The sequence below is a fragment of the Streptomyces sp. NPDC027672 genome (assembly GCF_055566335.1).
Genome location: NZ_JBVHSO010000007.1, coordinates 25221 through 51367 on the forward strand (window position 1 = coordinate 25221; position 26147 = coordinate 51367).

Here is a 26147-nt window from a genome sequence, read left to right on the forward strand (position 1 = left end):
GCCGGGGCTATACAGAGGGCGCCGGGTCTTTCGCCGCCACTGTCCCAGGAGTCCCATGCCCATCGACGCAGCGCGGGCCCTCGCGGCCGCCCCCCGGACCGGCGAGATCGGCTGGGACCACAAGGACGTGCTGCTCTACCACCTCGGCATCGGCGCCGGCCGGCCCGCCACCGGCCCCGGCGAACTGCGCTACACCCTGGAGTCCCGGCTGCACGTCCTGCCCAGCTTCGCCACCGTCGCGGGCGGCGGCGCGCCCGGCGTGATCGGCGCGCTGTCCATGCCGGGGATCGACGTCGACCTGGCGCACGTCCTGCACGGCGGGCAGACCCTCCGCGTCCACCGCCCGCTCCCGGTGCGCGGGGCCGCCACCGCCACCGACCGGATCACGGCCGTGTACGACAAGGGCACGGCGGCCGTCCTGGTCATGCGCACCGAGGCCGCCGACGCCGGCGGACCGCTGTGGACCTGCGACGCGCAGATCTTCGTACGCGGAGAGGGCGGCTGGGGCGGCGACCGTGGTCCCTCCGCCCGGCCCGACCCGCCCGCCGGCGCACCCGACCGGACCGTCGAGCTGCCGGTCCGCGAGGACCAAGCGCTGCTCTACCGCCTCAGCGGCGACTGGAACCCGCTGCACGCCGATCCCGGCTTCGCCCGCCGCGCCGGTTTCGCCCGGCCGGTCCTGCACGGGCTGTGTACCTACGGCATGACGCTCAAGGCGGTGGTCGACACCCTGCTCGGCGGGGAGGTGGCGCGGGTCCGGTCGTACGGCACCCGGTTCGCGGGCGTCGTCTTCCCGGGCGAGACGCTGCGCGTGCGCATGTGGCGGGCGGACGGCAGCACGGTCCGGGTGGCCGTGAGCGCCGTCGAGCGGGACGACGCGCCCGTCCTCACCGGCACCACCGTCGAACACACCTGACAGCCGGCCCCTCCGGACCGCGATCACAGGGCCGGGACGCGGGCCGGGACGCGGAAAGAGGGGGCACCCGGTGGGTGCCCCCTCCTCGTCACTGCCGTCAGGCAGCCGCCTCGGCCCTCTCCTGGGCCGGCTTGCGATGCCGGCCGTGCGGAGCGGTCTCGCTCTCCTGGGCCGCGATCGGGCCCCGGTGCCGGCCGTGGCCGGTGGTCTGGCGAGAGCCGGCAGACAGCTGCTCAGTGGTGCTGGTGTCGCTCATCGGACGTATTCACCCCGTCAACATGATCTTTCGTACAGCCGGGCGAGTCTAACCGGCGCACTACGGGCCGAATCCAGGCGCACACGCCGACCGGCACTAGTTCGTTACAAGACGCCCCAAGGGGGCCTGCTGCAACGGCACGGGACGGACCGGCGTCGGCCCGGACCCGTCCGTCACCGGCACCGGAAGCTCCGGTTCCGCCGCCCCGGGCTCCGGTCCCGCCCCCGTGGGTTCCGGCTCCGCCACCGGCGGTTCCGGTTCCGGGCGCCGGGGCTCGGGATCGGCTTCCCGGGGCTCCGGTCTGGACGAGGCCCGCCCGAAGGCGCCGTCCCGCACGGGTCCCGCCGGCACCGTCAGGTGCGCCACGCCGCAGGGGGTCGCCCGCGTCGCGTACGGCAGCCGCAGCACTCCCTCCCGCGTCCACACCCCGGCCCCCGCCAGCCAGCCCTCCGGCGCCGGAAGGTGGCGCACCCGGCGTTCGGCCGGCCGCCAGGTGCCCACCCAGGTGCCGAGCGGGCCGTCGATCCGCAGCCCCACCGCGCAGTTCTCCGGCACCAGCATCTGTCCGGGCTGGATCGCGAACGGCGTCACCGCGCACCCGGGAAGCCGCAGGCAGTTCGGGAACCGGACCGGCAGGGTGCTGCCCAGGACGCCCCAGCCCAATCGTTCCTGCCCGGGGGAGGGCGCGTCCGAGGAGATCAGCAGCAGCCCGCTGTCGAGGTCGGCCAGCAGCAGCCGGTCGTCGCTGTGCTCCGTGATCTGCAGCAGCGGCGAGATCTCGCCGCGCTCCAGGTCCAGCACGACCGTCTTGGTGCGTCCGCCCAGTTCCCGGTCGAGCGCCAGCAGCCGGCCGGTGGTGTCCAGCCAGACCCCGCCCGAGCAGCGCCCCGGCACCTCGGCCAGCCGCCGCGGTCCGCGCGCCCCGCCCGCCACCAGCCACACCGTGCCGCAGCGCGGTCCGGCGGCGAGGGCGTACGCCCGGCCGCCGCCCGGCGCCGGCGGCAGCAGGGCGAGCCGGGTGCCCGGCTCGTGGCACTCCACCCCGCCGAGCGGCAGCTCGCCGGTGCCCGGCCCGGTCGGGTACAGCAGCGAGAAGGCGTGCCGCGCGCCCACCAGCCGGTGGATCAGCACCCGGCCGTCGCCCATCGGCTGCACCACGGTGCCGGGCTCCTCCGGCTGGTGGCCGGGCAGCGGCACCGCGTAGGGCTCCGGGCCGTCCAGGGTCCACCGCTCCGGGTACCAGCAGTCACCGGCCGGCGCGAGCCGGGCGGCGTACGCGCCGTCCGCCGTGATCACGCACCCCGCCCCCGGCACACCCGCGGTCCCGCTCGTGGACGGGGGTTCGAGCACACTGACCGTCATCGTTCGGTCACCTCCGGCGACGAAGCTAGTTTTCGTCCGCGCGGACGCGCCCCGCGCCGGTGCCCGCTTCACACATACGGGTGGCGCAGAACCGTTTCATCCGAGGAAACCGGGACCGTTGTGCTGACCGCGCCCGGTCCGGACGCATGCGGTACGGCCCCGCCGAACAGCCAGGTAGCCTTGGCCCGTGCCCCGTCTGTCTGAAGTCATCGCCGCGCTGGAGAGCCTGTGGCCCGCCGAGCGGGCCGAGTCCTGGGACGCGGTCGGCACCGTCGTGGGCGATCCCGCCCAGGAGGTCACCCGGGTCCTGATCGCCGTCGACCCCGTCCAGGAGATCGTCGACGAGGCGGTGAAGCTGGGCGCCGGCCTGCTGGTCACCCACCACCCGCTCTATCTGCGCGGTACGACCACGGTCGCGGCCACGCACTTCAAGGGCCGGGCCGTGCACACACTGATCAAGAACGACATCGCGCTGCACGTCGCCCACACCAACGCCGACACCGCCGACCCCGGTGTCTCCGACGCCCTCGCCGGCGCCCTGGACCTGCGGGTCGTAGGCCCCCTCGTGCCGGACCCCACCGACCCGCACGGGCGCCGGGGCCTCGGCCGGATCTGCGCGCTCGACCACCCGCTGACCGTCCGCGACCTCGCCGCGCGCGCCGCCGAGCGGCTGCCCGCGACCGCGCAGGGCATCCGGGTGGCCGGCGACCCCGAGGCCGTCGTCCGCACGATCGCCGTCAGCGGCGGCTCCGGCGACAGCCTGTTCGACCAGGTCCGCGCGGCCGGCGTCGACGCCTTCCTCACCGCCGACCTGCGCCACCACCCGGCGTCCGAGGCGGTGGCCCACAGCCCTCTCGCGCTGCTCGACGCGGCGCACTGGGCCACCGAGTGGCCCTGGTGCGAGCTGGCCGCGAGCCAGCTCGACGAGATCTCCGACCGTCACGGCTGGGACCTGCGCGTCCACGTCTCCAAGACGGTCACCGACCCCTGGACCGCCCACGCGGCGTCCACCACCACCCTCTAGCCCACGGGAGCCCCCAACTGAACGCCGCGCCCGCCGACCAGATCCGACTCCTCGACGTCCAGGCCCTCGACGTCCGCCTCCAGCAGCTCGCGCACAAACGGAAGTCCCTGCCCGAGCACGCCGAGATCGACTCGCTGACGAAGGACCTCACGCAGCTTCGCGACCTGCTCGTGGCCGCGCAGACCGAGGAGAGCGACTGCGCCCGCGAGCAGACCAAGGCCGAGCAGGACGTCGAACAGGTGCGCCAGCGCGCCGTCCGCGACCAGAAGCGCCTGGACTCGGGCGCGGTCGGCTCGCCGAAGGACCTGTCCAACCTCCAGCACGAGATCGCCTCGCTCGCCAAGCGGCAGGGCGACCTGGAGGACGTGGTCCTGGAGGTCATGGAGCGCCGTGAGGCCGCGCAGGAGCGGGTGCGCGAGCTGACCGAGCGGGTCTCCTCGGTGCAGTCGAAGATCGACGACGCGACCGCGCGCCGGGACGCGGCGTTCGGGGAGATCGACCGCGAGACCGCCTCGGTGACCAAGGAGCGCGAGGTCGTCGCCGCCTCCGTCCCCGCCGACCTGCTGGCCCTGTACGACAAGCTGCGCAAGCAGCAGGGCGGCATCGGCGCGGCGAAGCTGTACGCCCGCTCCTGCCAGGGCTGCCGGCAGGAGCTGGCCATCACCGAGCTGAACGAGATCCGCACGGCGGCGCCGGACACGGTGATCCGCTGCGAGAACTGCCGCCGCATCCTGGTGCGCACGGCGGAGTCGGGTCTGTAAGAGACACGGGGACAAGGGGCGTTGCGGGTGCGGGAGTTCATCGTCGAGGCCGACGGCGGGTCACGGGGCAACCCCGGGCCCGCGGGGTACGGGGCCGTGGTGCTGGACGCGGCGACGGGGGAGACGCTGACGGAGGCGGCGGAGTACCTCGGCGTCGTCACGAACAACGTCGCCGAGTACCGCGGCCTGCTGGCCGGCCTCCGCGCCGCCCACGCCCTCGATCCCAGCGCGTCGGTCCATGTCCGCATGGACTCCAAGCTGGTCGTCGAGCAGATGTCGGGCCGCTGGAAGATCAAGCACCCGGACATGAAGCCGCTGGCGGCCGAGGCCCGGTCGGTCTTCCCGCCGGACCGGGTCACGTACGAGTGGATCCCCCGCGAGCACAACAAGCACGCCGACCGCCTGGCCAACAAGGCCATGGACGCCGGCCAGCCCACCGCAACGCCGACCGCTGACCCCGCCGTAGCTGCGGGCAGTCGTGCCGCCGCGGAGCCTTCCGGCGGGTCCGTAGCTGCGGGCAGTCGTGCCGCAGGGGAGCCTTCCGGCGGGTCCGTAGCTGCGGGCAGTCGTGCCGCTGGGGCGGCACGGGTGGGCGCAGCGGCACCTCCCAGCGAGCAGCGCCCGACCACTGCCCCCGCCGAACAGCGCCCGGACCGTCCCGCCGAGCAGGACCCGGCCGTCTCCGCCCAGCAACGCCCGGACCGCCCCACCGAGCAGCACGGGGCCGCCCCTGGCGAGGCGCACGCGGTCGCCCCCGGCGAGGCGCACACCACCGCCCCCGGCGAAGCACCCGCCCCCGCCCCCGGCGAAGCACCCGCCCCCGCCCCCGCCGAAGCGCGGCGTTCCGCCCCCGGCTGGAGCGCCGCCCCGGACCTCGGCGCCCCCGCCACCTTCGTCCTCCTCCGCCACGGCGAGACCCCGCTGACCCCGCAGAAGCGCTTCTCCGGCAGCGGCGGCAGCGATCCCGCCCTCTCCGCCGCCGGCCGGGAGCAGGCCCGCCGCGTCGCCGAAGCGCTGGCCCGGCGCGGCACGGTGCAGGCCGTCGTCGCCTCCCCGCTCGCCCGCACCCGCGAGACCGCGGCCATCGTCGCCGCCCGGCTGAACCTGCCGGTCACGGTCGAGGACGGGCTGCGCGAGACGGACTTCGGCGCCTGGGAGGGCCTGACCTTCGGCGAGGTCCGCGAGCGTCACCCGGACGACCTGAACGCCTGGCTCGCCGACCCGGAGGTCCGTCCCACCGGCGGCGGCGAGAGCTTCGCCGAGACCGCGACCCGGATCGCCGCCGCCCGGGACGAGCTGGTCGCGGCGTACGCGGGCCGCACGGTCCTGCTGGTCACCCACGTCACCCCGATCAAGACCCTGATCCGGCTCGCCCTCGGCGCCCCGCCGGCGTCCCTGTTCCGGATGGAGCTGTCGGCGGCCTCCCTGTCGGCGGTGGCGTACTACGCGGACGGCAACGCGAGCGTACGGCTGTTCAACGACACCTCTCACCTGCGTCCCTGAGGCCGGTTCCCGAGCCCGGCCGCGGCCCGCGCCAGTTGCTCGACCCGGTCCCAGTCCCGGGCCGCCACCGCGTCCGCCGGGACCATCCAACTGCCGCCGACACAGTCGACGTTGGGCAGGGCCAAGTACTCCGGCGCGGTCTGCGGTCCGATGCCGCCGGTCGGGCAGAAGCGGGCCTGCGGCAACGGTCCGGCGAGCGACCGCAAGTACGCCGTACCGCCCGCCGCCTGCGCCGGGAAGAACTTCATCTCCCGCACCCCGCGCTCCAGCAGCGCGACGACCTCCGAGGTGGTCGACACACCGGGCAGGAACGGCACGCCGGACCCGAGCATGGCCGTCAGCAGCGCCTCCGTCCAGCCGGGGCTGACCAGGAACCGCGCCCCGGCCGCCGTACTCGCGCGCACCTGCTCCGGGGTGAGCACCGTGCCCGCGCCGACCACCGCGTCCGGCACCGCGCCGGCGATCGCGCGGACCGCGTCCAGGGCCGCCGGGGTCCGCAGCGTCACCTCGATCGCGGGCAGCCCGCCGGCCACCAGCGCCCGCGCCAGCGGTACGGCGTCGGCGGCGTCGGCGAGCACCACGACGGGCAGCACGGGCGCGAGATCCAGTACCGAGGCGGCGGGGGAGGAGGGCAGCGGCGAGGTCATGCCCTCATCGTGCCCAGCCCCTGCACGTGCCGCAACGAGCGTTGCGCAGGATGCAACGTATGTGCCGGCGCGTCAGTGGATCTCGTCCACCAGCACGTCCAGCGACCACGCCTTGCCCGGCTTGCCGGGTGCCTGGGCCTCCACGGCGTACCCCAGCTCCCGCAGCGCCTCCACCAGCTCGGCGGGATCGCGCGGCACGGCCCCGGAGGTCAGCAGGGCGCGGACGATCCGGCCCTTCGTCGCCTTGTTGAAGTGGCTGACGACCTTCCGGGTCGGCGCGTGCAGCACCCGTACCGTCGCCGTGCGCCCGGCCACCTCGCCCTTCGGCCGCCAGGCGGTCGCGTAGGCCGAGGACCGCAGGTCCAGGACCAGCCCCTCGCCGGCCGCCGCCGGCAGGACCTCGGCCATCGGGGTCCGCCAGTGTCCGGCCAGCGCGCCGAGGCCCGGCAGCTTCACCCCCATCGAGCAGCGGTAGGAGGGAATCCGGTCCGTCACCCGCACCGCGCCCCACAGCCCGGAGAACACCAGCAGCGAGTCCGCCGCGCGCCGCCGGCCGGCCGCGTCCAGCGTGGCCAGGCCGAGGGCGTCGTAGAGGACACCGGTGTAGATCTCGCCGGCGGGGCGGGTGCCGGCGGTGCGCAGTGCGGCGTTCTTCGCGACCTCGCCGCGCAGCCCCTCGCTCAGCCCCAGCACCTCGCGGGCCTTCTCCGTGTCGCCGGCGCACAGCCCGACCAGCTCGCCGAGCACCGCCTCCCGCGCGGCGGTCAGCCCCGGCAGGGACAGCGACCGGAGCTCCAGCGGGGCACCCTCGCCCGGGTTCGCCTTGCCTTCGGAGGGCGGCAGCAGGACCAGCAACACATACTCCTTACCTAGACCTCCGCCAGGGTACGGCGTGCCCCCCGCCCCCCTCCCGCTCAGCCCGGCGTGAGCGCCCGGACCAGGCCGGCGGTGTCGTCGGCGTACAGCCGGACCACGCGCACCGGCCTGCGGCGGCCCAGCACGGTGGTGTGTACGACGGGCTCGGCCAGCTCCAGCGTCACCGTGGTCTGCGAGCCGACGGCGAGGTCCAGGGTGTCCGGCGCCGGCTCGTGCGTCATCCGGGTCTCGCGGCGTACGGCGGCGATCGCGGTACGCGGGATCCGCAGGTCCACCTGGGCGCCGTAGCGCACCCGCAGCGCGTCGGCGGTCAGCACGTGCGGGCGGACGGCGCCGGCGGCGTGCAGGGCGACCACGAACAGCACGGTGTAGATGTCCAGCACCAGCATCACGTCGTGCGCCAGGGGCATGTCCCGCAGCATGACGGCCACGCCGACCGTCTCCACCAGGCAGACGAAGGCGAGACCCAGCAGCGTCGCGCCCTGCCCGCGCGCGTACCCGAACACCCGCCCGCCGGTCGTGCCCTCGGTGCGCCGGGCCAGCCAGAGCGCCAGCCCCGCGAAGAGCCGCATCTCGTGCCTGGCCAGCCGGTACACGATCATCGCCGCTCCTCCCCCGAAAGGATCACCAGCATACGGCGCACCGCCTCCGCCCGGGCAGGCCCCAAGTCGGCGTACAGGGCCTGCAACACCGGGTTGTCCGGATCCAGTTGGCCCTCCGGAAGGAACCCGTCCCGAAGCAAGCCACCGGGCACGCAGGCGGCCAGGGCGCGCGCCGTCCGCTCCACGCGCGCGTCGTCCGGGCCGGCGTCCGCGAGCGCGTCGAGCAGCGCGTACGCCTCGCGGGTGCGGGCCACCGTGTCCGGATCGTCCAGGGCGCCGCGCAGCATCGACACCAGCCGCTCCCGGTCCCCGGCCGACGCGCCCGTCTCGACCAGCGCGAGCAGTTCCCTGTCCCGGGCGGCCGTGGGGGAGTCACCGGCGGGCAGCGCGTCGAGCAGCGCGGCCAGTCCGGGGGAGACGGGCCCCTCGGCGGACGGCACCCCGGCGTCCAGCAGCGCCCGCAGCCGCCGCCGGCGCTCCCGGAGTGCCGCCTCCTGCCGGGCCAGGTCCGCGTCGAGTTCGGTGAGCACCTCGGTGAGGTCCCTGCCCGCGTCGTCGGCGAGCACGTCCCGCACCTCGGTGAGCCCCAGCCCCAGCTCGGTCAGCCGCCGGATCCGGGCCAGGACGACGGCGTGGCGGAGGGTGTAGTGCCGGTAGCCGTTGGCCAGCCGCGCCGGCTCGGGCAGCAGGCCCTGATGGTGGTAGTGCCGCACGGTCCGCGTCGTGACGCCGACGGCGGCGGCGAGTTCTCCGATCCGCATGCGCCCAGTACAGACGTTGACGTCGCGACGGGGTCAAGCGGCGACCGCCGGGACGCCGAACCGGCGCTCCACGCCGTCCGCTCCACGCGTGCGTCGTCCGGGCCGGCGTCCGCGAGCGCGTCGAGCAGCGCGTACGCCTCGCGGGTGCGGGCCACGTCTCCGGCAGCCCGGCGCCGATGCCTCCGGCTGCGACCGCCCCGGGTGCGCTGCGGGGCGGGACGGCACGTACCTGCCGGAAGCCGGCGGTCTGCGGTGCGGCGGGCGCCCGGTACCATGGTCAGCACGGCAGACGAGCCGGGCGGACGGCCGCGTGGAGTTCCCGCGAGGGGGCTTCCCGAGGAACGTCCGGGCTCCACAGGGCAGGGTGGTGGCTAACGGCCACCCGGGGTGACCCGCGGGACAGTGCCACAGAAAGCAGACCGCCGGGGACCTCGGTCCTCGGTAAGGGTGAAACGGTGGTGTAAGAGACCACCAGTGCCCAGGGTGACCTGGGCAGCTAGGTAAACCCCACCCGGAGCAAGGTCAAGAAGGGGCGGCCTTTCGCAAGAAGGGCGACCCTGCGCGGACGATCGAGGGCGGCCCGCCCGAGTCCGCGGGTAGACCGCACGAGGCCGGCGGCAACGCCGGCCCTAGATGGATGGCCGTCGCCCCGGCGCCCGCGAGGGCACCGGGGAACAGAACCCGGCGTACAGCCCGACTCGTCTGCCGCTCAGTGCTTCCGACCAGCGGGAACGCAGGCCAGAGGCCCTCGGTGATCACATGAGGGGCGCACCGTCGCGGAGGTACAGCGGCCGTCCCTCGTCCAGTGCCTTCAGGGCGTGCTCGAACCGGCGCCGGATGCGGTCCCGGAGGCGATCGATGGCTTCGGCGGCTGTGACGAAGGCGGCTTCGGACAGCTCGTCGTCGCGTGGCCGCAGCCGGTCGGTCTGATCCTCGCCCAGGGTGCCGCCGTCGAAGACGAACGCGAGCTGATCGTCCCAGGGACCGTGGGGGGCCACCCAGTCCACCACCAGCAGCCCGAGCGGCGTGACGCGGACGCCGAGTTCCTCCATCAGTTCACGGCGCACCGCGTCCTCCGGCGGTTCGTTGGCCTCCGCCATCCCACCGGGCAGATCCCATCCCGGTTTGTAGGTGGGGTTCACCAGGAGCACACGGCCGGACGGGTCCCGCAGCAGCACATCGGCCGCCACGCGCTTGCGGGCCTGCTTGGCGTTGCCCTCCGCGAGGTACGCGTTCCACGCATCGGCGTCGGCGGGATCGGGTGCTGTGCGCCTCATGCGGGGGTGCCTCCCGGGGCCGGGGCTGGTTTTCGGTGGGGTGTCCGGGGCGGGGACCTGGTGAAATGGCGGGATGGTGAGGCATGAGGTGGGCCGGTCAGGGTAGGCGCGGCTCTGGTGACCCGCTCACGGGAGCGGGTGAACGAGAGCAGGGAGGCCCTGGGATGACGACGGCACTCGTCGGCACGGCGACCGACCTCGGCACGGAGCTGCCGCAGATCGCAGATCCGCAGAAGGTCGCGCCCCAGGACGCCCGTGAGCTGACGAGGGTCTTCTTCGACCGGCTCGCCGTGCTGGAGGAAGGCACCCACGAGTACCAGTACGCGCGCAACACGCTGATCGAGATGAACATGTCCCTGGTGCGCTTCGCCGCCCGCCGGTTCCGCAGCAGCGGCCAGGACATGGAGGACGTCGTCCAGGTCGGCACGATCGGGCTGATCAAGGCGATCGACCGGTTCGAGATCTCCCGCGAGGTGCAGTTCACCAGTTTCGCGGTGCCCTACATCGTCGGGGAGATCAAGCGCTTCTTCCGCGACACCTCCTGGTCCGTCCACGTGCCCCGGCGCCTCCAGGAGGCCCGCACGGAGCTGGCCAAGGCCAACGAGGAACTGCGCGGCCGGCTGGGCCGTGCGCCCAGGGTCTCCGAGCTGGCCGCCCTGATGAACCTCACCGAGGAGCAGGTCGTCGAGGTCCAGATCGCGGCGAACGGCTACCACTCCGCCTCGCTGGACGCCGCGATCAGCGCCGACGCCGACGAGGGCGAGGCCGCGCTGTCCGCGTTCATAGGCGAGGAGGACGCCGCCCTGGAACTCGTGGAGGACTTCCACGACCTGGCCCCCCTCATCGCCGGACTGGGCGAGCGGGACCGGCGCATCCTCCACATGCGGTTCGTGGAGGAGATGACGCAGGCGCAGATCGGCAAGGAGCTGGACGTCTCGCAGATGCACATCTCACGCCTGATCTCCCGCATCCTGGAGCGCCTCCGCTCGGGCATGCTGGCCACCGGCTGACGACCATTGGTCGCCGGTTGCGGCGGCCACCGGTCGCCGGCTGACGTCCAGCCCATCGGCCATCCGCCCACCGGCCTACGCCCAGCCCATCGGCCATCCGCCCACCGGTCATCGGCTGCCGCCCACCGACCGGCGGCGGGGCCGGGACCGTGGGGCCGGGCGGCGCCCCGTCCGTGGTGCGCCGGCCCGCCCCGCGCTCGTCGCCCGTCCTCGTGGCTCTCCCGCCCCCGGCCGTCAGTGCGGTGAGCGGCTGCGCGGGACCCGCAGCAGAGGGCTCACCCGTCCGTTCAACTGGTTGAGCGCGTCCCGCAGTACCGGCCGGTCCGGCGGTGCGGCCGCCAGCAGCGTCTGTTCCAGAAGCTGCCGACGGCGTTGCCGCGTCGCTTCGAGCACGGACTTCCCGGCGCCCGTGAGACAGAACATGCCGGCCGGCCCGCGCCGCACCAGGGCGCGCCGCTCCAGGTGGTCGCACAGCCCGACCGCCGCCGCGAAGTCGACCCCGAGATCCCGGGCGATTCCGCCCGGGTCACCCGGCCCGTCCGCCAGCGCGAGGAGCGCGCGCATCTGCTCGTCGGAAATCCTCGGGGCGACGTCCTCGTGTGCCCGCTGCCACAGCTCGATCATCGATTCGGCGACGTGTGCCGCAGCCGGCGATGCCGCGGCTGGTTCGGGATCCACTGACATGGTTTTCCCCTTCCATGATGCCGTCGAGTAGCGCGCTACCCGCCAGGCGGCATTTCAGCCCCGCCGCTTTGTTCGAAAATGCTCTGATCTGGGCTGTGGGAAACGAATTGAGGCACGAGATGGGCCGTACGGGTTACGCGCGACGGACCCTCAGGAAGCCGTCTTGCCCGCCTTCGTGCCGTCGACGACCTGTCCCGTCGGCGGAGGCGTCGCCTTGACCGGCTTCTCGTAGTCCGAGAAGACGACGGTGCCGGGGGTCTTGCCGCCCGACTGGTCCAGCTTGAGGATGTACGGCTTTCCCTCGGCGGCGACGTACATCGTGATGGTCTCGCCGCTCCCCTTCTTCTTCTTCAGCGGGACCGCCTTCCGGCCGTCCACCGTGGTGACGTCGCCCTTCGTCATTCCCTTGCGCTCGGACTTGTCGCTGTCCAGATCGGCCAGGAATCCCTGCTTGTCGCAGAATCCCGTCGTACGGGAATCACCGACCGGCACCTTCACCCACCGGCCGCTCAGCGCCCGGGCCTGCTTCTGTCCGCCGGCCGAATTCCCCGCGGCACCGGCCCAGAACTTGTCGTCGCCTTTGACATACGTGGCCTGGCCGGTGTGGATGACGTCGGCCGAACCGCTGCGCATCGCCATCCTGCCCTTGCAGTTCTTCCGGGTGTCGACGTGGAAGTCGACCGTCAGGGGCTGTCCTTGCGCGGAGAGTTTCCCGGCCATGCGCATCGAGGTGGCGTCCCGGGTGGCGGTCACGGCCTTGGCGGCCACCTGGTCGGCGTTCTGCCCCTGGAACGGCTGGTCCGACGAAGTGTCGTCGGAGCAGCCCGCGACACCCAGGGCGGTGGTCGCGCAGATCACGGACACGGCTAACGTGCGGCTCACGGACATGCGAAAACCCCTCCGGGGATAGGTGCTGTTCCTGTCTGCCGGGCGGGCCGTCGCTCTCGCCGTCGCGTGACGGCCGCCGTGGAACTCCGGTATCCCCGTGATAACGGAATAGTCGCTTCCTTTTTCGCGGGGCTCCCGCCGGGCCGACCCGGCGGGAGCCCCGGTCACGGCGGACCACCCCGCGCAACGGCTCGCCGAACAACCCCGGCCGCCCCGGCACCCCGCGCAACGGCACCCCCCCGCAGCGGCCCCTCACGCAGCGGTTCGCCGCCCAGACCACCCCCGTCCCACCCCCTCGCGCCACGGCTCGCCGGGCAAACCTCCGTCATCCCGGTCCCTCGGTTCCTACGATGGCTCGGCCGGCGGTGCTTGCTGCGCGTCTCTTCGGGTACCGCGTTTGAATGGGGATGGCATCCACATGGGCAGGCGATTGCTGAAAGCGATGGGTTCGTGACTCGTCTCAGTGGCTCCGGGGACGACCAGGCGAGCGGGCCGGACGGAGATCCGTGGTCCCTCGCGCTGGAGATCTCCGATGCCGTGGACGGTCTCGCGGACCTGTGGTCGGTGGCGAGCCAGCAGGCGAGCCTGCGGCTGTCTCCGCACCAGTTGCGGGCGCTGCGCATCCTGGAGTCCGAGCCCGGGCTCAATCTCACGGCCCTGGCGGAGGGCATGGAGATAGGGATGCCGACCGCGAGCCGGCTGTGCGACCGGCTGGAGGCGGCCGGTCTGCTGGAGCGCGTGCTGCACCCGCACAAGCGGCGCGAGGTGCAGCTCAACCTCACCGGTCACGGCCGGCAGGTGCTGGCCGAGGTGACCTCCCGCCGGTCGGACGCGCTCGCGGAGGTCCTCGCGGCCATGGCGCCGGCCGAGCGGGCGGCGCTGAGCCGGGGCATGCGCGCCTTCCTCGCCGCCCACGAGAGCGCCACCGGGAAGACCGGCAAGAAGGACGGCCGCCGGTCCTGACCGGCCCGTGTCAGTCCGGGCGCCCGCGCCAGTCCAGGCAGACCACCGCGGCGTCGGACATCAACTCCCGGTTGCCGTAGTGCTCGACCAGCCCGGAGACGACCGCGCGGGCCGTCTCGTGCGGCGCCGCGGAGCGGGTGGCGCCGAGGATCTGGCGCAGGGCGCTCTCGCCGAACAGGGCGCCGTCCGTCGAGCGGGTGCCGTGCACCCCGGAGCTGACCACGATGAGCCGGTCTCCCGGCTCCACCCGGAACGCCTGCTCCTGGTACTGGGTCTCCTCGAACATGCCCAGGGGGAGCTGGGCGTCCAGGGCGACGCGCTCCGTGTGCCCGTCACGCTGGCGGAACAACTGGGGGGAGCCGGCGTCGACCGCGTGCACCGCGCCGGTGGCCAGGTCGAACCGCAGCAGCAGCGTGGAGGCGTACGCCTTGCCGCCGTACTGGGCGTACACGGCCTGGTCGGCCAGGCACGCCTGGTCGGCCAGGCCGATGCCCGCGCGGCGGGCGTTGCGCAGGGCGCTGACCGTGAGACTGGTGAGCAGCGACGCCTCGATGCCCTGCCCCATGCCGTCGGTGACGGTCAGGACGAGGTGGTCGGCGCTGCCGGACCAGTCGAAGTTGTCGCCGCCGATGGAGTAGGCGGGTTCGAGGTGGGCGCCGATGGTGTACTCCGCGCGGGCGCAGCCCCGGCCGGGCAGGAGCTGCCACTGCATCTCGGCGGCGAGGGTGAGGCGACGGGTGCGGCGGGCCAGGAGGTAGAGGTCGGTGTCGCGGTCGGCGGTGGCCACCTCGTGGCCGAGTGCCGTGGCGAAGTCGCCGAGCCGCAGCACGGTGTCCGGATCGGCGGCGCCCGCGGGCAGTCGCACCGAGAGGACGCCCAGCCGGTCGCCGCGCACGGTGATCGGCAGATGCACCAGGAGGCCGGGCGGCGTGCGGAGCACCTCCACGACCGGGCTCTGGGTGAGGAAGGCGCTGCCCGCGGGGCCCTCGTGGGCGGGGACCGCAGGGCCGGTGTGGGGCAGATGGGACACCGGTTGCAGGACGGTCAGTCCGTAGTCGGCGAGCAGGAGCGTGACCTCCTGGGCCCCGGCGCGCTCGGCGAGGATCCGGCGGGCGGTGGCCACCAGCGCGTGCGGCGCGGCCGCGCGCAGGTCGGCTTCCGGGGACGGAAGCGGTTCAAAGGCTGTCACGGTGTTCACCCTCTCGCCTCAAGACCTCCACGCTACCGCCCCTTTTCCACGGCGGGCGGCGGGGAGGGGCCGTTACGGGCAGCGCGCCCGCGGCGGCGATCCGGGCAGCGCTCGCGGCGTTCCGGTGCGCGGCGGCGGTCCCGGCCGTGCTCACGGGGCACCGGTGCGCGGCGGCGGTCCGGGCAGCCTTCACGGCGTACCGGTGCGCGGTGGCGGTCCCGGCCGTGCTCACGGGGCACCGGTGCGCGGTGGCGGTCCCGGCCGCCTTCACGGCGTACCGGTGCGCGGTGGCGGTCCCGGCCGCCTTCACGGCGTACCGGTGCGCGGCGCGGGCAGACCGGTGAGCCAGTCCGTGATGGTCACGGTGGTGCCCCGGCCGGGGCGGCTGTGCAGGGTCAGCTCCTGGACCAGCCGTCTGGCCCCGCTCAGGCCGCTGCCCGGACCGTCGCCCGGGGAGCCGCCGGCCATGGCCCGCTCCACGTCCCGGATGCCCGGGCCCGCGTCGGCGAAGGTCAGCCGCAGCCCGCGGCGGGCCCCGTCCCCGAGCGGTGTGATCTCCACGTGGCCGCCGCCGCCGTGCACGAGGGCGTTACGGGCCACCTCGCTGGCCGCGGTGACCAGCTTCGTCTGCTGCACCAGTCCGAAACCGAGGGCGGCGGCGGCCTGGCGCACCTGGCGGCGTACCCGGGCGAGATCCGCGTCGGAGCCGATCGGCAGGCACGCCGTCGCATCGAGTGGGGCCTGCATCACGCACCGTCTTCCACCGGAGCGGCCGCGGCCGCCGAGGACGTGCGGCCCTGCGGGGAGAGGGCCGTGGAAAGGGGCCGGGCACCCGCTCGTCCGGTGCCGCGCACCACACCGCCCGCCGGCACCGCTGCCGGTGCCGCTGCCCGGTCCGGGCTCCGGCGGGTGACACGGGGGCCCGTCGGTCCGGGCCCGCTGCCGTGACCGGGCGCGGGGGGACGACCGCGCCCCGCGTCTGCCGGACGGTGCCGCCCGCCGGCTCCCCGCCGCCCGCCCCCTCGGGGGCGTGCCGTACTGCGCCACGCGCGTTCTCCCTGCTGCCGGTGGTGCGGTGCCGCCTGTCCTGCGGGCCTCGCGGGCCCGGCAAGTCCTGCGTGCGCCTCGGACCCGCGGGACGGCCGGCCGGTCGGCCGATCCATGGACATCAGGCAATTATTGCCACCCGGCAAACGCGGGCGCGAGGGGGTGGGTCCGGACGGCGCGTGACCGGCACCGCGGCCGGTCAGCTTCCGGCCGGCCGGCCGTGCCAGTCCAGGCAGACGACCAGGGCGTCGTCGTCCGGTGCCGGCCTGCCCCGGTGGCCGGTCAGCTCCCGCAGGATGGCCCGCGGCACCTCGGCCGCGGGCAGCAGCCGGGTGGAGTGGATGGCCCGGGCCAGCGCCTCGTCCCCGTACGCCTCGCCCTTCGGGTCGGCCACGTCGTGGACGCCGTCGCTGACGAAGAGGAGCCGGTCACCGGGCTCGACCTGGAAGTCCTGCGCGACGTAGTCGGTCTCCTCGAACATGCCGAGGGGAAGCTGGGCGTCCAGGGCGATGCGCTCGACCACCCCGTCGCGCAGCCGCAGCAACTGGGGGGAGCCCGCGTCCACGACGCTCGCCCGGCCGGTGGCGAGATCGAAGTCGAACATGAGGACCGACAGGTAACAGCGGCCCTGGTAGTGCGCGTAGACGGCCTGGTCGGCGAGGGCCGCCTGGTCCTCGATGGAGATGCCGGCCCGCCGGGCGTTGCGCAGGGCGTTGATGGCCAGGTTCGTCAGCAGGGACGCCTCTATGCCCTCGCCCATGCCGTTGGTGACGTACAGCATCAGGTGGTCGGCGGTGGCGGACCAGTCGAAGTTGTCACCGAAGATGGCGTAGGCGGGCTCCAACTGGGCGCCCAGCTCGTATTCGGCCCGCGAGCAGGAGCGGCCGGGCAGGAGCTGCCACTGCATCTCGGCGGCCAGCGTCAGCCGGTCCTTGCGCCGCACCTGGAGGTACAGGTCGGTGTCCCGCTCGGCCACGATCACCTCGTGCCCGAGCATGTCGGCGATCTCGGCCAGCTCGGGCTCCGACTGCCGTACGGCCCCGGCGTCCGGCAGGGTCACCGACAGCACACCGAGCCGGTCGCCGCGCACGCTGACCGGCAGGTGCAGCCGCACCCGACCGTCCCGCACCTCCTCGGGGTACGGCTTCTGCGAGCCGAAGGCCCGGCCGACCGGGCTGTTGTGCACCGACACCGGCTCCAGCGTGTGCGGCAGCACCGACACCGGCTGGAGCACCGTCAGGCCGTAGTCGGCCAGGTAGAGCTCGACGTCCTCCGCGCCGTACTGCTCGACCAGTACGGCGCGGATGGCGTCGAGCAGTGCATGGGGAGCCGCTGTGCGCAGCGCACGTTCAGCGGCCACGAGTCTGTTCATGATGGGAAATACACCTATCTTTCGCCGGACAAGGTATGTGCCTCGTTCACGAGGCGGAGCTTCCGGTCGGGCCGCGTCGGGCACCTCGGGGCGCCCGGTGCCAGTGCGTGCACCTAGTACGCTGACAGGCGCCCCAGTGCCTGCGAGAGTGTGACCGTGACTGCCTTCCGCCGCCGCCCAGAGCCCGATGAGGTCGCACGGGTGACCACCACGGCCGTCGAGCTGCTGGAGGTCGTGTGGGGCCGGGCTTCCACCGCTCCCACCTCCGCGTCCCAGCTCCGTGTGCTGCACATCCTCGAGCACCACGACGGCATCAACCTGCGCACGCTCGCCGAGTACCTGGCGTCCACCCCGCCGTCCACCAGCCGGCTGTGCGACCGTCTGGTGGCCGCCGGGTTCGTCGAGCGGGTGGTGAGCCCGCAGGACCGGCGGGAAGTACGGCTGCACCTCAGCGGCCGGGGCCGCGCGTTCCTCGCCGACCTGCGGGCCCGCAGGGAGAAGGAACTGCGGAAGGTGCTGGCGGATATGCCCGCCGCCAAGCGGATCGCGCTGCTGGAGGGGCTGGAGGCGTTCTGCGCGACCGCGGCGACGCAGATACACGACGACGCCTCGGGCACGGGCAGCCGGACGGCCTGACCCGCGGTTCGCGGCGCCGGGGTCACCGCCGCCCTCAGGCGATGGCGACCAGTACACGGAGTGGTCTCCGTCCACCGGAGCATTCCACGTCCTTCCCCGCACACGTCCGACACGGTTACTTTGTTGCCTCACGGCTATTGTTGTCAAACGGCAACAGTACGTCTGACAGCCCTTACCTCCACCCGGTTACCCCCGTCGCGGCGCGATCCGCCGTGGTTGTGCGGCACGTCTCCCGTCCGGGGGACCCGGGGCACCCGGCTGCCGCCCGGCGCTCCCCGCCCGGACCGGTGCCGGCCCGGACGCCGTGACCGCGGTGAACTTGCAGGTCCGCACCGGAGTTGGCGGCCCCGCTCCCGGCCCGCCGGTCCCCCGGAACCCGCCGGTTCCCGGACGTAGGCTGACCGGCATGAGAATCCTCGGACTGTGCGGAAGTCTGCGTTCCGGTTCACTGAACGCGGCCGTCCTGCGCTCGGCGGCGGAGCTGACCCGGCCCCCGCGCGAACTCGTCGTCGCACCGCCCCTGGACCGGCTGCCCTTCTTCAACGCCGACGTCGAGGAGACCGCGCTGCCCGCGGCGGCCGCGGAGCTGCGGGCCGCGGCCGGCGCGGCGGACGCCCTGCTGATCGTCACGCCGGAGTACGCCCACGGCACCTCCGGCGTGCTCAAGAACGCCCTGGAGTGGCTGATCGGCGGCGGCGAGGTCGACACCAAGCCGGTGGCCCTGGCGAGCGCGTCCCCCGCGGCGAGCGGCGGCGATCGGGCCCGCGCCTGGCTCGCGGAGACCCTCGCCGTGATGGGCGCCCGGGTGCTCCCGCGGGACCTGCGCGTCCCGCAGGCCACCTTGAAGATCGCCGACGGCCGGATCACCGACGAGCCGACCCGCGCGGCCCTGGCCGCTCTCCTGGACGACCTCGCCCGGGCGGCGGCCCGGGCCCGCGAGGATGCCGCCCGCCTGGTCTGCTGAATCCGGGCGGCGGCCCGGCCCGGCGAGGATGCCGGCCGCCTGGCTTGCTGAGCCCGGGTGGCGGTCCGGGCCCGCGAGGCGCCGACCGCCCGGCCTGCTGAACCCGGGCAGCGGTCCGGACCGGCGAGGCGCCGACCGCCCGGCTTGCTGAATCCGGGTGGCGGTCCGGGCCCGTGAGGACACCGGCGGCCCCGGCCCGCGAGGATGCCGACCGCCCGGCCCGCTGAGCCCCGGCCCCGGCAGCGGTCGGCGGGCCGACGCCGGCTCACTCCTCGAACAACGGCTCCTGCTCGCCCTGCGCCGCCCGGCGCAGCCGCCGGCCGCGCGCGCCCACCACCACGGCCGTCACCGCCGCCGTCACGCCCAGGGCGGCCGGGACCATCCAGCCGCGGTCGAGGACATGGCCGAGGGCGTGGTCCAGGGAGAGGCGGCCCGGTCCGGTGACGGCGAGACCGGCCGCCGTCACCCCCAGGCTCGCCGCCTGCTCGTAGCCGCCCTCCTGGGCGAAGAACCCGTTGGGCACGTGCACCGCCGCCGCGCCCGCCATCGCGCCGGCCGCCGCCGCGCCCGCGGCCGGTGTGGCGAGGCCCAGCGCCAGCAGCAGGCCGCCGCCCGCCTCCGCCAGGCCCGCCGCCGTGGCGCTCGCCTTGCCGGGCCGGTAGCCCACGGACTCCATGAACTGGCCCGTGCCCTCCAGACCGTGACCGCCGAACCAGCCGAACAGCTTCTGCGCGCCGTGCGCCGCCAGCACCCCGCCGGTGCCCAGCCGGAGCAGCAGCAGGCCCAGATCACGTCGGTCGTAACAGGTCACGGTGACTCCCAGCAGACGGGCGGACAGGCTCCCTCCCCACCCCACCCTCGCACCGCCGGCCCCGCCCGTCCCGTCCTGACTGCCGTTCGGGTGGCGGCCCCGGGGGAGTGGTGCGTGTCCGCGCGTGCGCTGCGGCTCCTGGCGGTCCCGCCACGACGGTACGGACCCTGGGGCGCGACGGGATCGCCGTGCCCGCACTCGGCTTCGGCCGCCGGGCCTCCGGGGGCCGGCCGCACCCTCGCCCGGGGCGCCCTGCCCTGGCTGTGGGTCCACGGTCCACGGCCCACGGCCCACGGTCCACGGCCCACGGCCCACGGCCCACGGCCCGCGGCCCGCGGGCCGTGCCCGTCCCCGGCTTCCGCACCGTCACCCGGGCCGAGGAGAACGCCGGCGCGCTCGTGAAGGGCCCTCTCCCACGGCCCGGTTGACGGAAATCGGCCACCTGCCCGGCCGGTAACGGACCGGGCGGCCGGTACGGCGGGGCGGGCGGGCGACGCGGGAGGTGCCGTGCCCGTTGCGCCGGCCGTCCGAATCGGCGCCGTACCGGCCCTCCGATCGCGAGAGCCCTGCTCGGCGCGGTGTACCTTCCCCGAGTGCGTGAAAGTTCCCGGCTCAGCCGGCGTGCCGTCCTCGGGCTGACGGCCGCCGCCCTGCCCCTGTCCATGGCCACCGATGCCGCGGCGGCCACCGTCGTCGGCGGCGAACGCCTGGCCCGTACCGGCGTCCAGGCGCGCGGCGCCTCCGGACTGCCCGACAAGCTCACCGCCCGGTCCTGGCTGGTCGCCGACTGCGTGACCGGCGAGGTGCTCGCCTCCTTCGGCGCGCACCGGCGCCTCGCGCCGGCGTCCACGCTGAAGATGCTGTTCGCGGACACCGTGCTGAAGAAGTTCGACCGCACCGAGCGGTACCGGGTCACCGAGGCCGATCTCGCCGACGTCCCGGCCGGCTCCAGCCTCGTCGGCATCAAGCCCGGCATCACCTACACCGTCGAGCAGTTGTGGCAGGGCGTGTTCCTGCGCTCCGGCAACGACGCCGTGCACGTGCTGGCCCACATGAACGGCGGCATCGCCAAGACCGTCGCCGAGATGCAGGCCAGGGCTGCCGACCTCCAGGCCCTGGACACCCGCGTGGTCAGCCCCGACGGCTTCGACCACAAGGGCCAGCTCTCCTCGGCGTACGACCTGACGCTCTTCGCCCGCCACGGCCTGCGGGACGCCGAGTTCCGCCGCTACTGCGGCACGCGGACCGCCGACTTCCCGGCGGGCGGCAAGAAGACGTTCCAGATCCAGAACACCGACCGCCTGCTCACCGGGGCATGGGGGCTCAAGACGTACAACGGCCTGATCGGTGTGAAGAACGGCTACACCAGCCATGCCGGCAACACCTTCACCGGCGCGGCCACCCGGGGCGGGCGCACCCTGCTCGTCACCGTGATGCACCCGCAGGCCGGCGGCAACGGCGTCTACGAGGAGACCGCCGCGCTGCTCGACTGGGGCTTCGGACACGGGCGTTCGGCCCAGGCCGTCGGCATGCTGGTGGCACCGCTGAGCGAGGGCGGGGCGCGCACGGCCACGGAACCCGCGCGGCCGCCGGTGCGCGCGGCGGCCGCGCCACCCGGCGTGGCGGCCCCCGGCGGCCCGGCCTGGCCGGCCGTGGGTGCCGGCGCCGGCGCGCTTGCGCTGCTGGGCGCGGGAGCCTGGACCCTGCGCCGCCGTACCCGGACCCCGGCGGCCGGCGAACCGACGGGCCGGGGCAGACGCCGCCGCTGAGCGGAGAGCCGTCGTACGACACGGCGCGGCGGCCGTCCCCGCCGGCCGGTGTGTCCTCGCGTACGCCGCGAGGTGCATCCCCCTGGTCCGGTCCGGTGGTACGGCCGCCGGCCGCCTCCCCCCTCGGAAGTGGCTGCGGAACTCCCCTGCCCAACTGTGAAGTTCTGGTGGAGGAAAGTTGAGCACACGTCAGGGACGACCGGCAATACCGCGGAGGGCCGGCGTCCGCCCGCGCGTGCGGACCGGCGCGGCTCAGCCCCGCCCGATGTACGGCATCGTCGTCGCCATCACCGTCGCGAACTGCACGTTCGCCTCCAGGGGCAGTTCCGCCATGTGCCGTACCGTGCGCGCCACGTCGGCCACGTCCATCACCGGTTCCGGGGCTACCTCCCCGTTTGCCTGGAGTACGCCCGTGCGCATCCGCTCCGTCATGTCGGTCGCCGCGTTGCCGATGTCGAGCTGGCCGACCGCGATCCGGTACGGCCGCCCGTCCAGGGACAGCGACTTGGTCAGCCCGGTCAGCGCGTGCTTGGTCGCGGTGTAGGCGACCGAGTGCGGCCGGGGCGCGTGCGCCGAGACGGAACCGTTGTTGATGATCCGGCCGCCCTGCGGGTCCTGTTCCTTCATCCGCCGGTAGGCCGCCCGCGCGCACAGGAAGGCGCCGTTGAGGTTCGTGTCCACGACCTGCCGCCAGGCGTCGTACGACAACTCCTCCACCGGGACCCCGCCGGGCCCGAAGGTGCCCGCGTTGTTGAACAGCAGGTCCACCCGGCCGAACCGCTCCACGGTGGCCGTGAACAGCCCCTCGACGTCCTCGGGCCGGGACACGTCGGTGGGCACGGCCAGCGTGGCCGCCCCCGGCGCCAGTGCCGCCGTCCGGGCCAGCGGTGCGGCCCGCCGGCCGGCCAGCGCCACGGACCAGCCGGCGCGCAGCAGTTCCACGGCGACGGCCCGCCCGATCCCGGACCCGGCGCCGGTCACCACCGCGGTCTTCGCGTTCCTGTCAGTCATGACTCCGCAGCGTAGGCCCCGCATCCGCGATGCGGAATCCGGTGTCCGCCATACGGTTGTCCGAGAGCCGTTCGACGATTATCCGACGGCTATCCGGCGGCGGCCACCGTCGCCTCCGCCCGCTCCTCGCCGGGGTAGCGCACCCCGATCCGCTCCCGCACCGCGTCCAGCGTGCGCATCACCGCGAGCGTCCCCTCCAGCGGCACCAGCGGCGACTCCTTCTCGCCCGCGCGCAGCGCCCGCATGACCTCCCGCGCCTCGTGCCGCAGGCTGGTGCGCGGCCCGTCGGCGGGGTCGGCGGCGAACTCCTCGGGGTCACGGCCGTCGCGGTGCAGCACGAACCGCTCCGGATGGAAGAACCCGGACGGGACGTCGATCCGGCCGCGCGTGCCGGTCACCGACGCGGTCACCGCCGTACCGCCGGCGATCGAGCAGTGCACCGAGGCCAGCGCGCCGCTCTCCCAGGACAGCAGGGCGCCCGTCTGGAGGTCGACGCCCTCGGGCGAGAGCACCGCGCTCGCGGTGACCGTGTCCGGCTCGCCCAGCAGCAGGTGCGCGAACGACACCGGGTACACGCCCAGGTCCAGCAGCGCGCCGCCGCCCAGCGCCGGGTCCCGCAGCCGGTGCGCGGCCGGGAACGGCCCGGCGATCCCGAAGTCCGCCTGCACCGTGCGCACCTCGCCGATCGCCCCGTCCGCCACCAGCGCCGTCAGCCGCCGAACCAGCGGATTGCAGTACATCCACATCGCCTCCATCAGGAAGCGGTCGTGCTCCCGCGCCAGTGCGACGAGTTCCGCCGCCTCGCGCAGGTTCAGCGTGAACGGCTTCTCGCACAGCACGTTCCGGCCCGCCGCCAGGCACAGGCCGGCCGCCGCCCGGTGCGCCACGTGCGGAGTGGCGACGTACACCACGTCGACGTCCGGGTCCGCGGCCAGCGACTCCCAGTCGCCGTACGCGCGTTCCGCCCCGAACCGCTCGGCGAACGCCTCGGCCGAGTCCCGCCGGCGGGAGGCCACCGCCGTGATCTCCGCGTCCGGCAGATCGACCAGATCCGCGGCGAACGCCGCCGCGATCCCGCCGGTCGCCAGGATCCCCCACCGCACGTTCCGCTCCGCCATCGCCGTCCCGCCCTCGCTCATCCGTGCCTCGGCAGTGTGTACGAGCTGAGAGCATAGGTGCCGGTCGCGTCCGCGACAGCGATGTCAGCGAAGAGGGAGGGGCACATGCCGGAGCACACGGCGGCACCGACACCGGACACGCGGCGGGAGGGGGCGACGGCCCGGCCGGCGGCCGGCGTCCGCCGCACCGGACTGCTCGTCACCTTCCTCCTGGGCGGCCTCACCGCGACCCCGCCCCTCGCGATGGACATGTACCTCCCGTCCCTGCCGGAGGTCACCCACGCGCTGCACGCGCCCGCCGCCACCGTCCAGCTCACCCTCACCGCGTGCCTGCTCGGCATGGCCCTCGGACAGCTCGTGGTCGGCCCGATGAGCGACCGCTGGGGCCGCCGCCGGCCGCTGCTCGCCGGCCTCGCCGTCTACGTCGTCGCCACCGCCCTGTGCGCACTCGCCCCGAACGTGGAGACCCTGGTCGCCTTCCGGCTGGCCCAGGGACTCGGGGGCGCGGCCGGGATCGTCATCGCGCGGGCCGTCGTCCGCGATCTCCACGACGGCGTGGCCATGGCCCGCTTCTTCTCCACCCTGATGCTGATCTCCGGGGTCGCCCCGGTCGTGGCACCGCTCATCGGCGGGCAACTGCTGCGGGTGACGGACTGGCGGGGCGTGTTCGTCGTCCTCACCGTGGTCGGCGCCGCGCTCGCCGCGCTCGTCTGGCTGCGGCTGCCCGAGACGCTGGAGCCCGCCGGCCGGCACAGCGGCGGCGCGGGCGAGGCCCTGCGGTCGATGCGCGCCCTCCTCGCCGACCTGCCCTTCACCGGCTACATGCTGGCCGGCGGCTTCACCTTCGCCGCGCTGTTCGCGTACATATCCGCCTCGCCCTTCGTCGTCCAGGAGATCTACGGCGCCTCCCCGCAGACCTTCAGCCTGCTGTTCGGCCTGAACTCCATCGGCCTGGTGATCACCGGACAGGTCAACGGCAAGCTGCTGGTGGGGCGGGTCAGCCTGGACAAGGTGTTCGCCGTCGGCCTCGCGGTGATCGCGCTCGCGGCCACCGCCCTGCTGCTGATGGCCTCCGGCGTCTTCGGCGACACGGGTCTCGTCCCGGTCGCCGCGGCCCTCTTCGTACTGATGTCCGCCATGGGCATCACCCTGCCCAACGCGCAGTCCCTCGCCCTGCAGCGCACCCGGCACGCCGCCGGCTCCGCCTCCGCGCTGCTCGGCACCTCCTCCTTCCTCGTCGGCGCGGTCGCCTCGCCGCTCGTCGGCGTCGCGGGGGAGCGCACCGCCGTGCCCATGGCGGTGGTCCAACTGGCCGGGGCACTGGTCGCGGCGGTCTGCTTCATGGGAATGTGCCGTCCCTGGACGACACGGAAGACCAGCCGTGCGGGCGCGGAGGGAGACGTGAGCTGAGCGCACCGAGACTGCGCGCCGGCACACCGGAACGCGCCGGGCTCGACCCCGTCGCGCTCGGGCACCTGGCCGCCGGGGCGCGCGCCCTCACCGCCGGTGAGCGCCCGTGGGCGGCCGGCGCCGTCGTGCTGGCCGGCCGCGGGCCCGTGATCGCCGTGGCCGAGGCCACCGGCTGGGCGGTCCGCTACGCCCGCCACGACCCGGGGACCGGCACCGGCGTCGAACTGCCGCCCGCCGCCCGGGTCCCGGCCGCCCTCGACACCCGCTTCGACCTGGCCTCCCTCACCAAGCTGTTCACCTCGGTGGCCGCGGTGCAGCAGATCGAGCGCGGCACGCTCGGCATCGACACCCGCGTCGGCGACTGCCTGCCCGACTTCCACGCCGCCGTCGCGCACGGCATCACGGTACGGCAGCTCCTCACGCACACCTCCGGGCTGCGCCCCGAACTGCCCCTGTACGACTGCCCGGACGACGCCACCCGGCTGGACCTGCTGCGCGCCGAGGCCCCGGTGGCCGCGCCGGGCACGTACCGGTACTCGGACCTGAACATGCTGCTGCTCCAGTCCGTCCTGGAGCGGATCACCGGCCGCACCCTGGACGTCCTCGTGCGGGACGGCATCACCCGCCCGCTCGGCATGACGGCCACCGCGTTCGGCCCCTGCCCCGGTGCCGCGGCCACCGAGGACCAGCGGCGGCCGTGGGCCAAGGCCGACCGGGGCATGCTGCGGGGCGTGGTCCACGACGAGAACGCGTGGGCACTCGGCGGGGTCGCCGGGCACGCCGGACTGTTCTCCACCGCGCCCGACCTCGCCGTCTTCTGCCGCGCCCTGCTCGCCGGCGGCTCCTACGGCCCCGCGCGCATCCTCGGCCAGGACTATGTGGAGCTGCTGTTCACCCCGCCCGGCCTGGGCTTCGCCGTGGACCAGCCGTCCTTCATGGGCGCGCTCGCCGGCCGCGGCGCCGCGGGCCACACCGGCTTCACCGGCACGTCCCTGGTCGTGGACCCGGCCACGGACACGTTCCTGATCCTGCTGGCCAACACGGTCCACCCCAGCCGCCGCCCGACGGACAACGGTCCCCGCGCCGCCCTGGCGACCCTGCTGTCCCAAGCAGTGATCTGACCCCACGCACGGGGCCCACCCGCCCCGGCCGGTCCGCCCGCACCGGTGGCTCAGCACCGGGGCGCCGGACCGCCGCCCGTCCGCGGTGCCCGCCCGCCCGCCCGCCAGCGGTGTCGGGCCGTCTACCCGCCCGGCCGGTCCGCCCACCCGCACCGGTGGCTCAGTGCCG

General features: G+C 74.5%; 26 protein-coding genes, 1 other RNA gene and 1 pseudogene. 13 read left to right on the top strand and 15 right to left on the bottom strand.

Annotated elements, in window-relative coordinates:
• The first annotated feature begins 55 nt into the window (after positions 1–55).
• Positions 56–916 (top strand): MaoC/PaaZ C-terminal domain-containing protein, encoded by an 861-nt coding sequence (locus ACZ4SV_RS18105; RefSeq protein WP_468005387.1) that lies wholly within the window; start codon positions 56–58, stop codon positions 914–916.
• Positions 917–1013: 97 nt separating this feature from the next.
• Here ACZ4SV_RS18105 and ACZ4SV_RS18110 read toward each other — a convergent pair whose 3' ends face one another.
• Together ACZ4SV_RS18110 and ACZ4SV_RS18115 are read right to left on the bottom strand one after the other, a co-directional pair.
• On the bottom strand, positions 1014–1172 hold the full coding sequence (locus ACZ4SV_RS18110; RefSeq protein WP_365877187.1) for a hypothetical protein: 159 nt from the start codon (positions 1170–1172) through the stop codon (positions 1014–1016).
• 96 nt (positions 1173–1268) lie between these two features.
• On the bottom strand, positions 1269–2534 hold the full coding sequence (locus tag ACZ4SV_RS18115; RefSeq protein ID WP_468005389.1) for a hypothetical protein: 1266 nt from the start codon (positions 2532–2534) through the stop codon (positions 1269–1271).
• 187 nt (positions 2535–2721) lie between these two features.
• Between ACZ4SV_RS18115 and ACZ4SV_RS18120 the strand changes: the two genes are divergently transcribed.
• The 3 genes from ACZ4SV_RS18120 to ACZ4SV_RS18130 are packed head-to-tail and all read left to right on the top strand — an operon-like array spanning position 2722 to position 5822.
• Entirely contained in the window at positions 2722–3558 is an 837-nt protein-coding gene (locus tag ACZ4SV_RS18120) for a Nif3-like dinuclear metal center hexameric protein (protein ID WP_468005391.1), read from the top strand.
• Positions 3559–3575: 17 nt separating this feature from the next.
• A complete protein-coding gene (locus ACZ4SV_RS18125; protein WP_365877223.1) occupies positions 3576–4319 on the top strand; it encodes a zinc ribbon domain-containing protein in 744 nt (247 codons plus the stop codon).
• 27 nt (positions 4320–4346) lie between these two features.
• Complete coding sequence (locus tag ACZ4SV_RS18130; RefSeq protein WP_468005393.1) at positions 4347–5822, top strand: bifunctional RNase H/acid phosphatase; 1476 nt, start codon at positions 4347–4349, stop codon at positions 5820–5822.
• Here ACZ4SV_RS18130 and ACZ4SV_RS18135 read toward each other — a convergent pair.
• From ACZ4SV_RS18135 to ACZ4SV_RS18150, 4 genes are all read right to left on the bottom strand, one after another.
• Positions 5807–6469, bottom strand: a complete 663-nt coding sequence (locus tag ACZ4SV_RS18135) for a bifunctional 4-hydroxy-2-oxoglutarate aldolase/2-dehydro-3-deoxy-phosphogluconate aldolase (RefSeq protein ID WP_468005395.1) — start codon at positions 6467–6469, stop codon at positions 5807–5809. The two genes, ACZ4SV_RS18130 and ACZ4SV_RS18135, sit on opposite strands and share 16 nt — an antisense overlap.
• Before the next feature lie 72 nt (positions 6470–6541).
• Positions 6542–7324: a peroxide stress protein YaaA gene (yaaA, locus tag ACZ4SV_RS18140; RefSeq protein WP_468005397.1), complete on the bottom strand. Its 783-nt coding sequence runs from the start codon at positions 7322–7324 to the stop codon at positions 6542–6544.
• Between the two features lie 59 nt (positions 7325–7383).
• Positions 7384–7947, bottom strand: a complete 564-nt coding sequence (locus ACZ4SV_RS18145; RefSeq protein ID WP_468005399.1) for a hypothetical protein — start codon at positions 7945–7947, stop codon at positions 7384–7386.
• A complete protein-coding gene (locus ACZ4SV_RS18150) occupies positions 7944–8708 on the bottom strand; it encodes a MerR family transcriptional regulator (protein ID WP_468005401.1) in 765 nt (254 codons plus the stop codon). Before ACZ4SV_RS18150 ends, ACZ4SV_RS18145 begins: the two co-directional genes overlap by 4 nt.
• 290 nt (positions 8709–8998) lie before the next feature.
• On the opposite strand from ACZ4SV_RS18150, the gene rnpB reads away from it, so the two are divergent.
• Positions 8999–9413: RNase P RNA component class A (gene rnpB, locus ACZ4SV_RS18155), an RNA gene on the top strand.
• 50 nt (positions 9414–9463) lie between these two features.
• On the opposite strand, the gene ACZ4SV_RS18160 is transcribed toward rnpB, so the two are convergent.
• The gene (locus ACZ4SV_RS18160; RefSeq protein WP_468005403.1) at positions 9464–9985 is read right to left on the bottom strand and encodes an NUDIX domain-containing protein; all 522 of its coding nucleotides are present in this window, start codon (positions 9983–9985) and stop codon (positions 9464–9466) included.
• Between the two features lie 164 nt (positions 9986–10149).
• Here ACZ4SV_RS18160 and ACZ4SV_RS18165 point away from each other — a divergent pair, with 164 nt between their 5' ends.
• Positions 10150–10995, top strand: coding sequence for a SigB/SigF/SigG family RNA polymerase sigma factor (locus ACZ4SV_RS18165; protein ID WP_365877203.1), 846 nt, complete (start codon positions 10150–10152; stop codon positions 10993–10995).
• Between the two features lie 234 nt (positions 10996–11229).
• Here ACZ4SV_RS18165 and ACZ4SV_RS18170 read toward each other — a convergent pair whose 3' ends face one another.
• Positions 11230–11679, bottom strand: a complete 450-nt coding sequence (locus tag ACZ4SV_RS18170) for a hypothetical protein (RefSeq protein WP_365877205.1) — start codon at positions 11677–11679, stop codon at positions 11230–11232.
• Positions 11680–11829: 150 nt separating this feature from the next.
• The gene (locus tag ACZ4SV_RS18175; RefSeq protein ID WP_468005404.1) at positions 11830–12561 is read right to left on the bottom strand and encodes a hypothetical protein; all 732 of its coding nucleotides are present in this window, start codon (positions 12559–12561) and stop codon (positions 11830–11832) included.
• Positions 12562–13017: 456 nt separating this feature from the next.
• On the opposite strand from ACZ4SV_RS18175, the gene ACZ4SV_RS18180 reads away from it, so the two are divergent.
• Positions 13018–13530: a MarR family winged helix-turn-helix transcriptional regulator gene (locus tag ACZ4SV_RS18180; protein ID WP_365877209.1), complete on the top strand. Its 513-nt coding sequence runs from the start codon at positions 13018–13020 to the stop codon at positions 13528–13530.
• Positions 13531–13540: 10 nt separating this feature from the next.
• On the opposite strand, the gene ACZ4SV_RS18185 is transcribed toward ACZ4SV_RS18180, so the two are convergent.
• The 3 genes from ACZ4SV_RS18185 to ACZ4SV_RS18195 all read right to left on the bottom strand — a co-directional run bounded on the left by ACZ4SV_RS18185 (position 13541) and on the right by ACZ4SV_RS18195 (position 17138).
• Positions 13541–14728, bottom strand: a complete 1188-nt coding sequence (locus tag ACZ4SV_RS18185; RefSeq protein WP_365877211.1) for a PP2C family protein-serine/threonine phosphatase — start codon at positions 14726–14728, stop codon at positions 13541–13543.
• A gap of 297 nt (positions 14729–15025) precedes the next feature.
• A complete protein-coding gene (locus ACZ4SV_RS18190; protein WP_468005843.1) occupies positions 15026–15466 on the bottom strand; it encodes an ATP-binding protein in 441 nt (146 codons plus the stop codon).
• Between the two features lie 499 nt (positions 15467–15965).
• Positions 15966–17138, bottom strand: a complete 1173-nt coding sequence (locus tag ACZ4SV_RS18195; protein WP_365877213.1) for a PP2C family protein-serine/threonine phosphatase — start codon at positions 17136–17138, stop codon at positions 15966–15968.
• 201 nt (positions 17139–17339) lie between these two features.
• Here ACZ4SV_RS18195 and ACZ4SV_RS18200 point away from each other — a divergent pair, with 201 nt between their 5' ends.
• On the top strand, positions 17340–17774 hold the full coding sequence (locus ACZ4SV_RS18200) for a MarR family transcriptional regulator (protein WP_365877215.1): 435 nt from the start codon (positions 17340–17342) through the stop codon (positions 17772–17774).
• Positions 17775–18180: 406 nt separating this feature from the next.
• Complete coding sequence (locus tag ACZ4SV_RS18205) at positions 18181–18738, top strand: NADPH-dependent FMN reductase (RefSeq protein WP_468005407.1); 558 nt, start codon at positions 18181–18183, stop codon at positions 18736–18738.
• Between the two features lie 265 nt (positions 18739–19003).
• Here the strand turns inward: ACZ4SV_RS18205 and ACZ4SV_RS18210 are convergent, their stop codons facing one another.
• A complete protein-coding gene (locus tag ACZ4SV_RS18210) occupies positions 19004–19549 on the bottom strand; it encodes a DoxX family protein (RefSeq protein WP_468005409.1) in 546 nt (181 codons plus the stop codon).
• Between the two features lie 228 nt (positions 19550–19777).
• Here ACZ4SV_RS18210 and ACZ4SV_RS18215 point away from each other — a divergent pair.
• Together ACZ4SV_RS18215 and ACZ4SV_RS18220 are read left to right on the top strand one after the other, a co-directional pair.
• Positions 19778–19977: pseudogene (locus tag ACZ4SV_RS18215) on the top strand (hypothetical protein); the annotation flags it as partial.
• Between the two features lie 165 nt (positions 19978–20142).
• Positions 20143–21318, top strand: coding sequence for a D-alanyl-D-alanine carboxypeptidase family protein (locus tag ACZ4SV_RS18220; protein WP_468005411.1), 1176 nt, complete (start codon positions 20143–20145; stop codon positions 21316–21318).
• Between the two features lie 252 nt (positions 21319–21570).
• Here the strand turns inward: ACZ4SV_RS18220 and ACZ4SV_RS18225 are convergent, their stop codons facing one another.
• Together ACZ4SV_RS18225 and ACZ4SV_RS18230 are read right to left on the bottom strand one after the other, a co-directional pair.
• Positions 21571–22329, bottom strand: coding sequence for an SDR family oxidoreductase (locus ACZ4SV_RS18225; RefSeq protein WP_468005413.1), 759 nt, complete (start codon positions 22327–22329; stop codon positions 21571–21573).
• 89 nt (positions 22330–22418) lie between these two features.
• The gene (locus ACZ4SV_RS18230; RefSeq protein WP_468005845.1) at positions 22419–23447 is read right to left on the bottom strand and encodes a Gfo/Idh/MocA family protein; all 1029 of its coding nucleotides are present in this window, start codon (positions 23445–23447) and stop codon (positions 22419–22421) included.
• Between the two features lie 105 nt (positions 23448–23552).
• Here ACZ4SV_RS18230 and ACZ4SV_RS18235 point away from each other — a divergent pair, with 105 nt between their 5' ends.
• Positions 23553–24857, top strand: coding sequence for a multidrug effflux MFS transporter (locus ACZ4SV_RS18235; RefSeq protein WP_468005415.1), 1305 nt, complete (start codon positions 23553–23555; stop codon positions 24855–24857).
• The gene (locus ACZ4SV_RS18240) at positions 24797–25978 is read left to right on the top strand and encodes a serine hydrolase domain-containing protein (protein WP_468005417.1); all 1182 of its coding nucleotides are present in this window, start codon (positions 24797–24799) and stop codon (positions 25976–25978) included. Before ACZ4SV_RS18235 ends, ACZ4SV_RS18240 begins: the two co-directional genes overlap by 61 nt.
• Positions 25979–26147 lie beyond the last annotated feature (169 nt).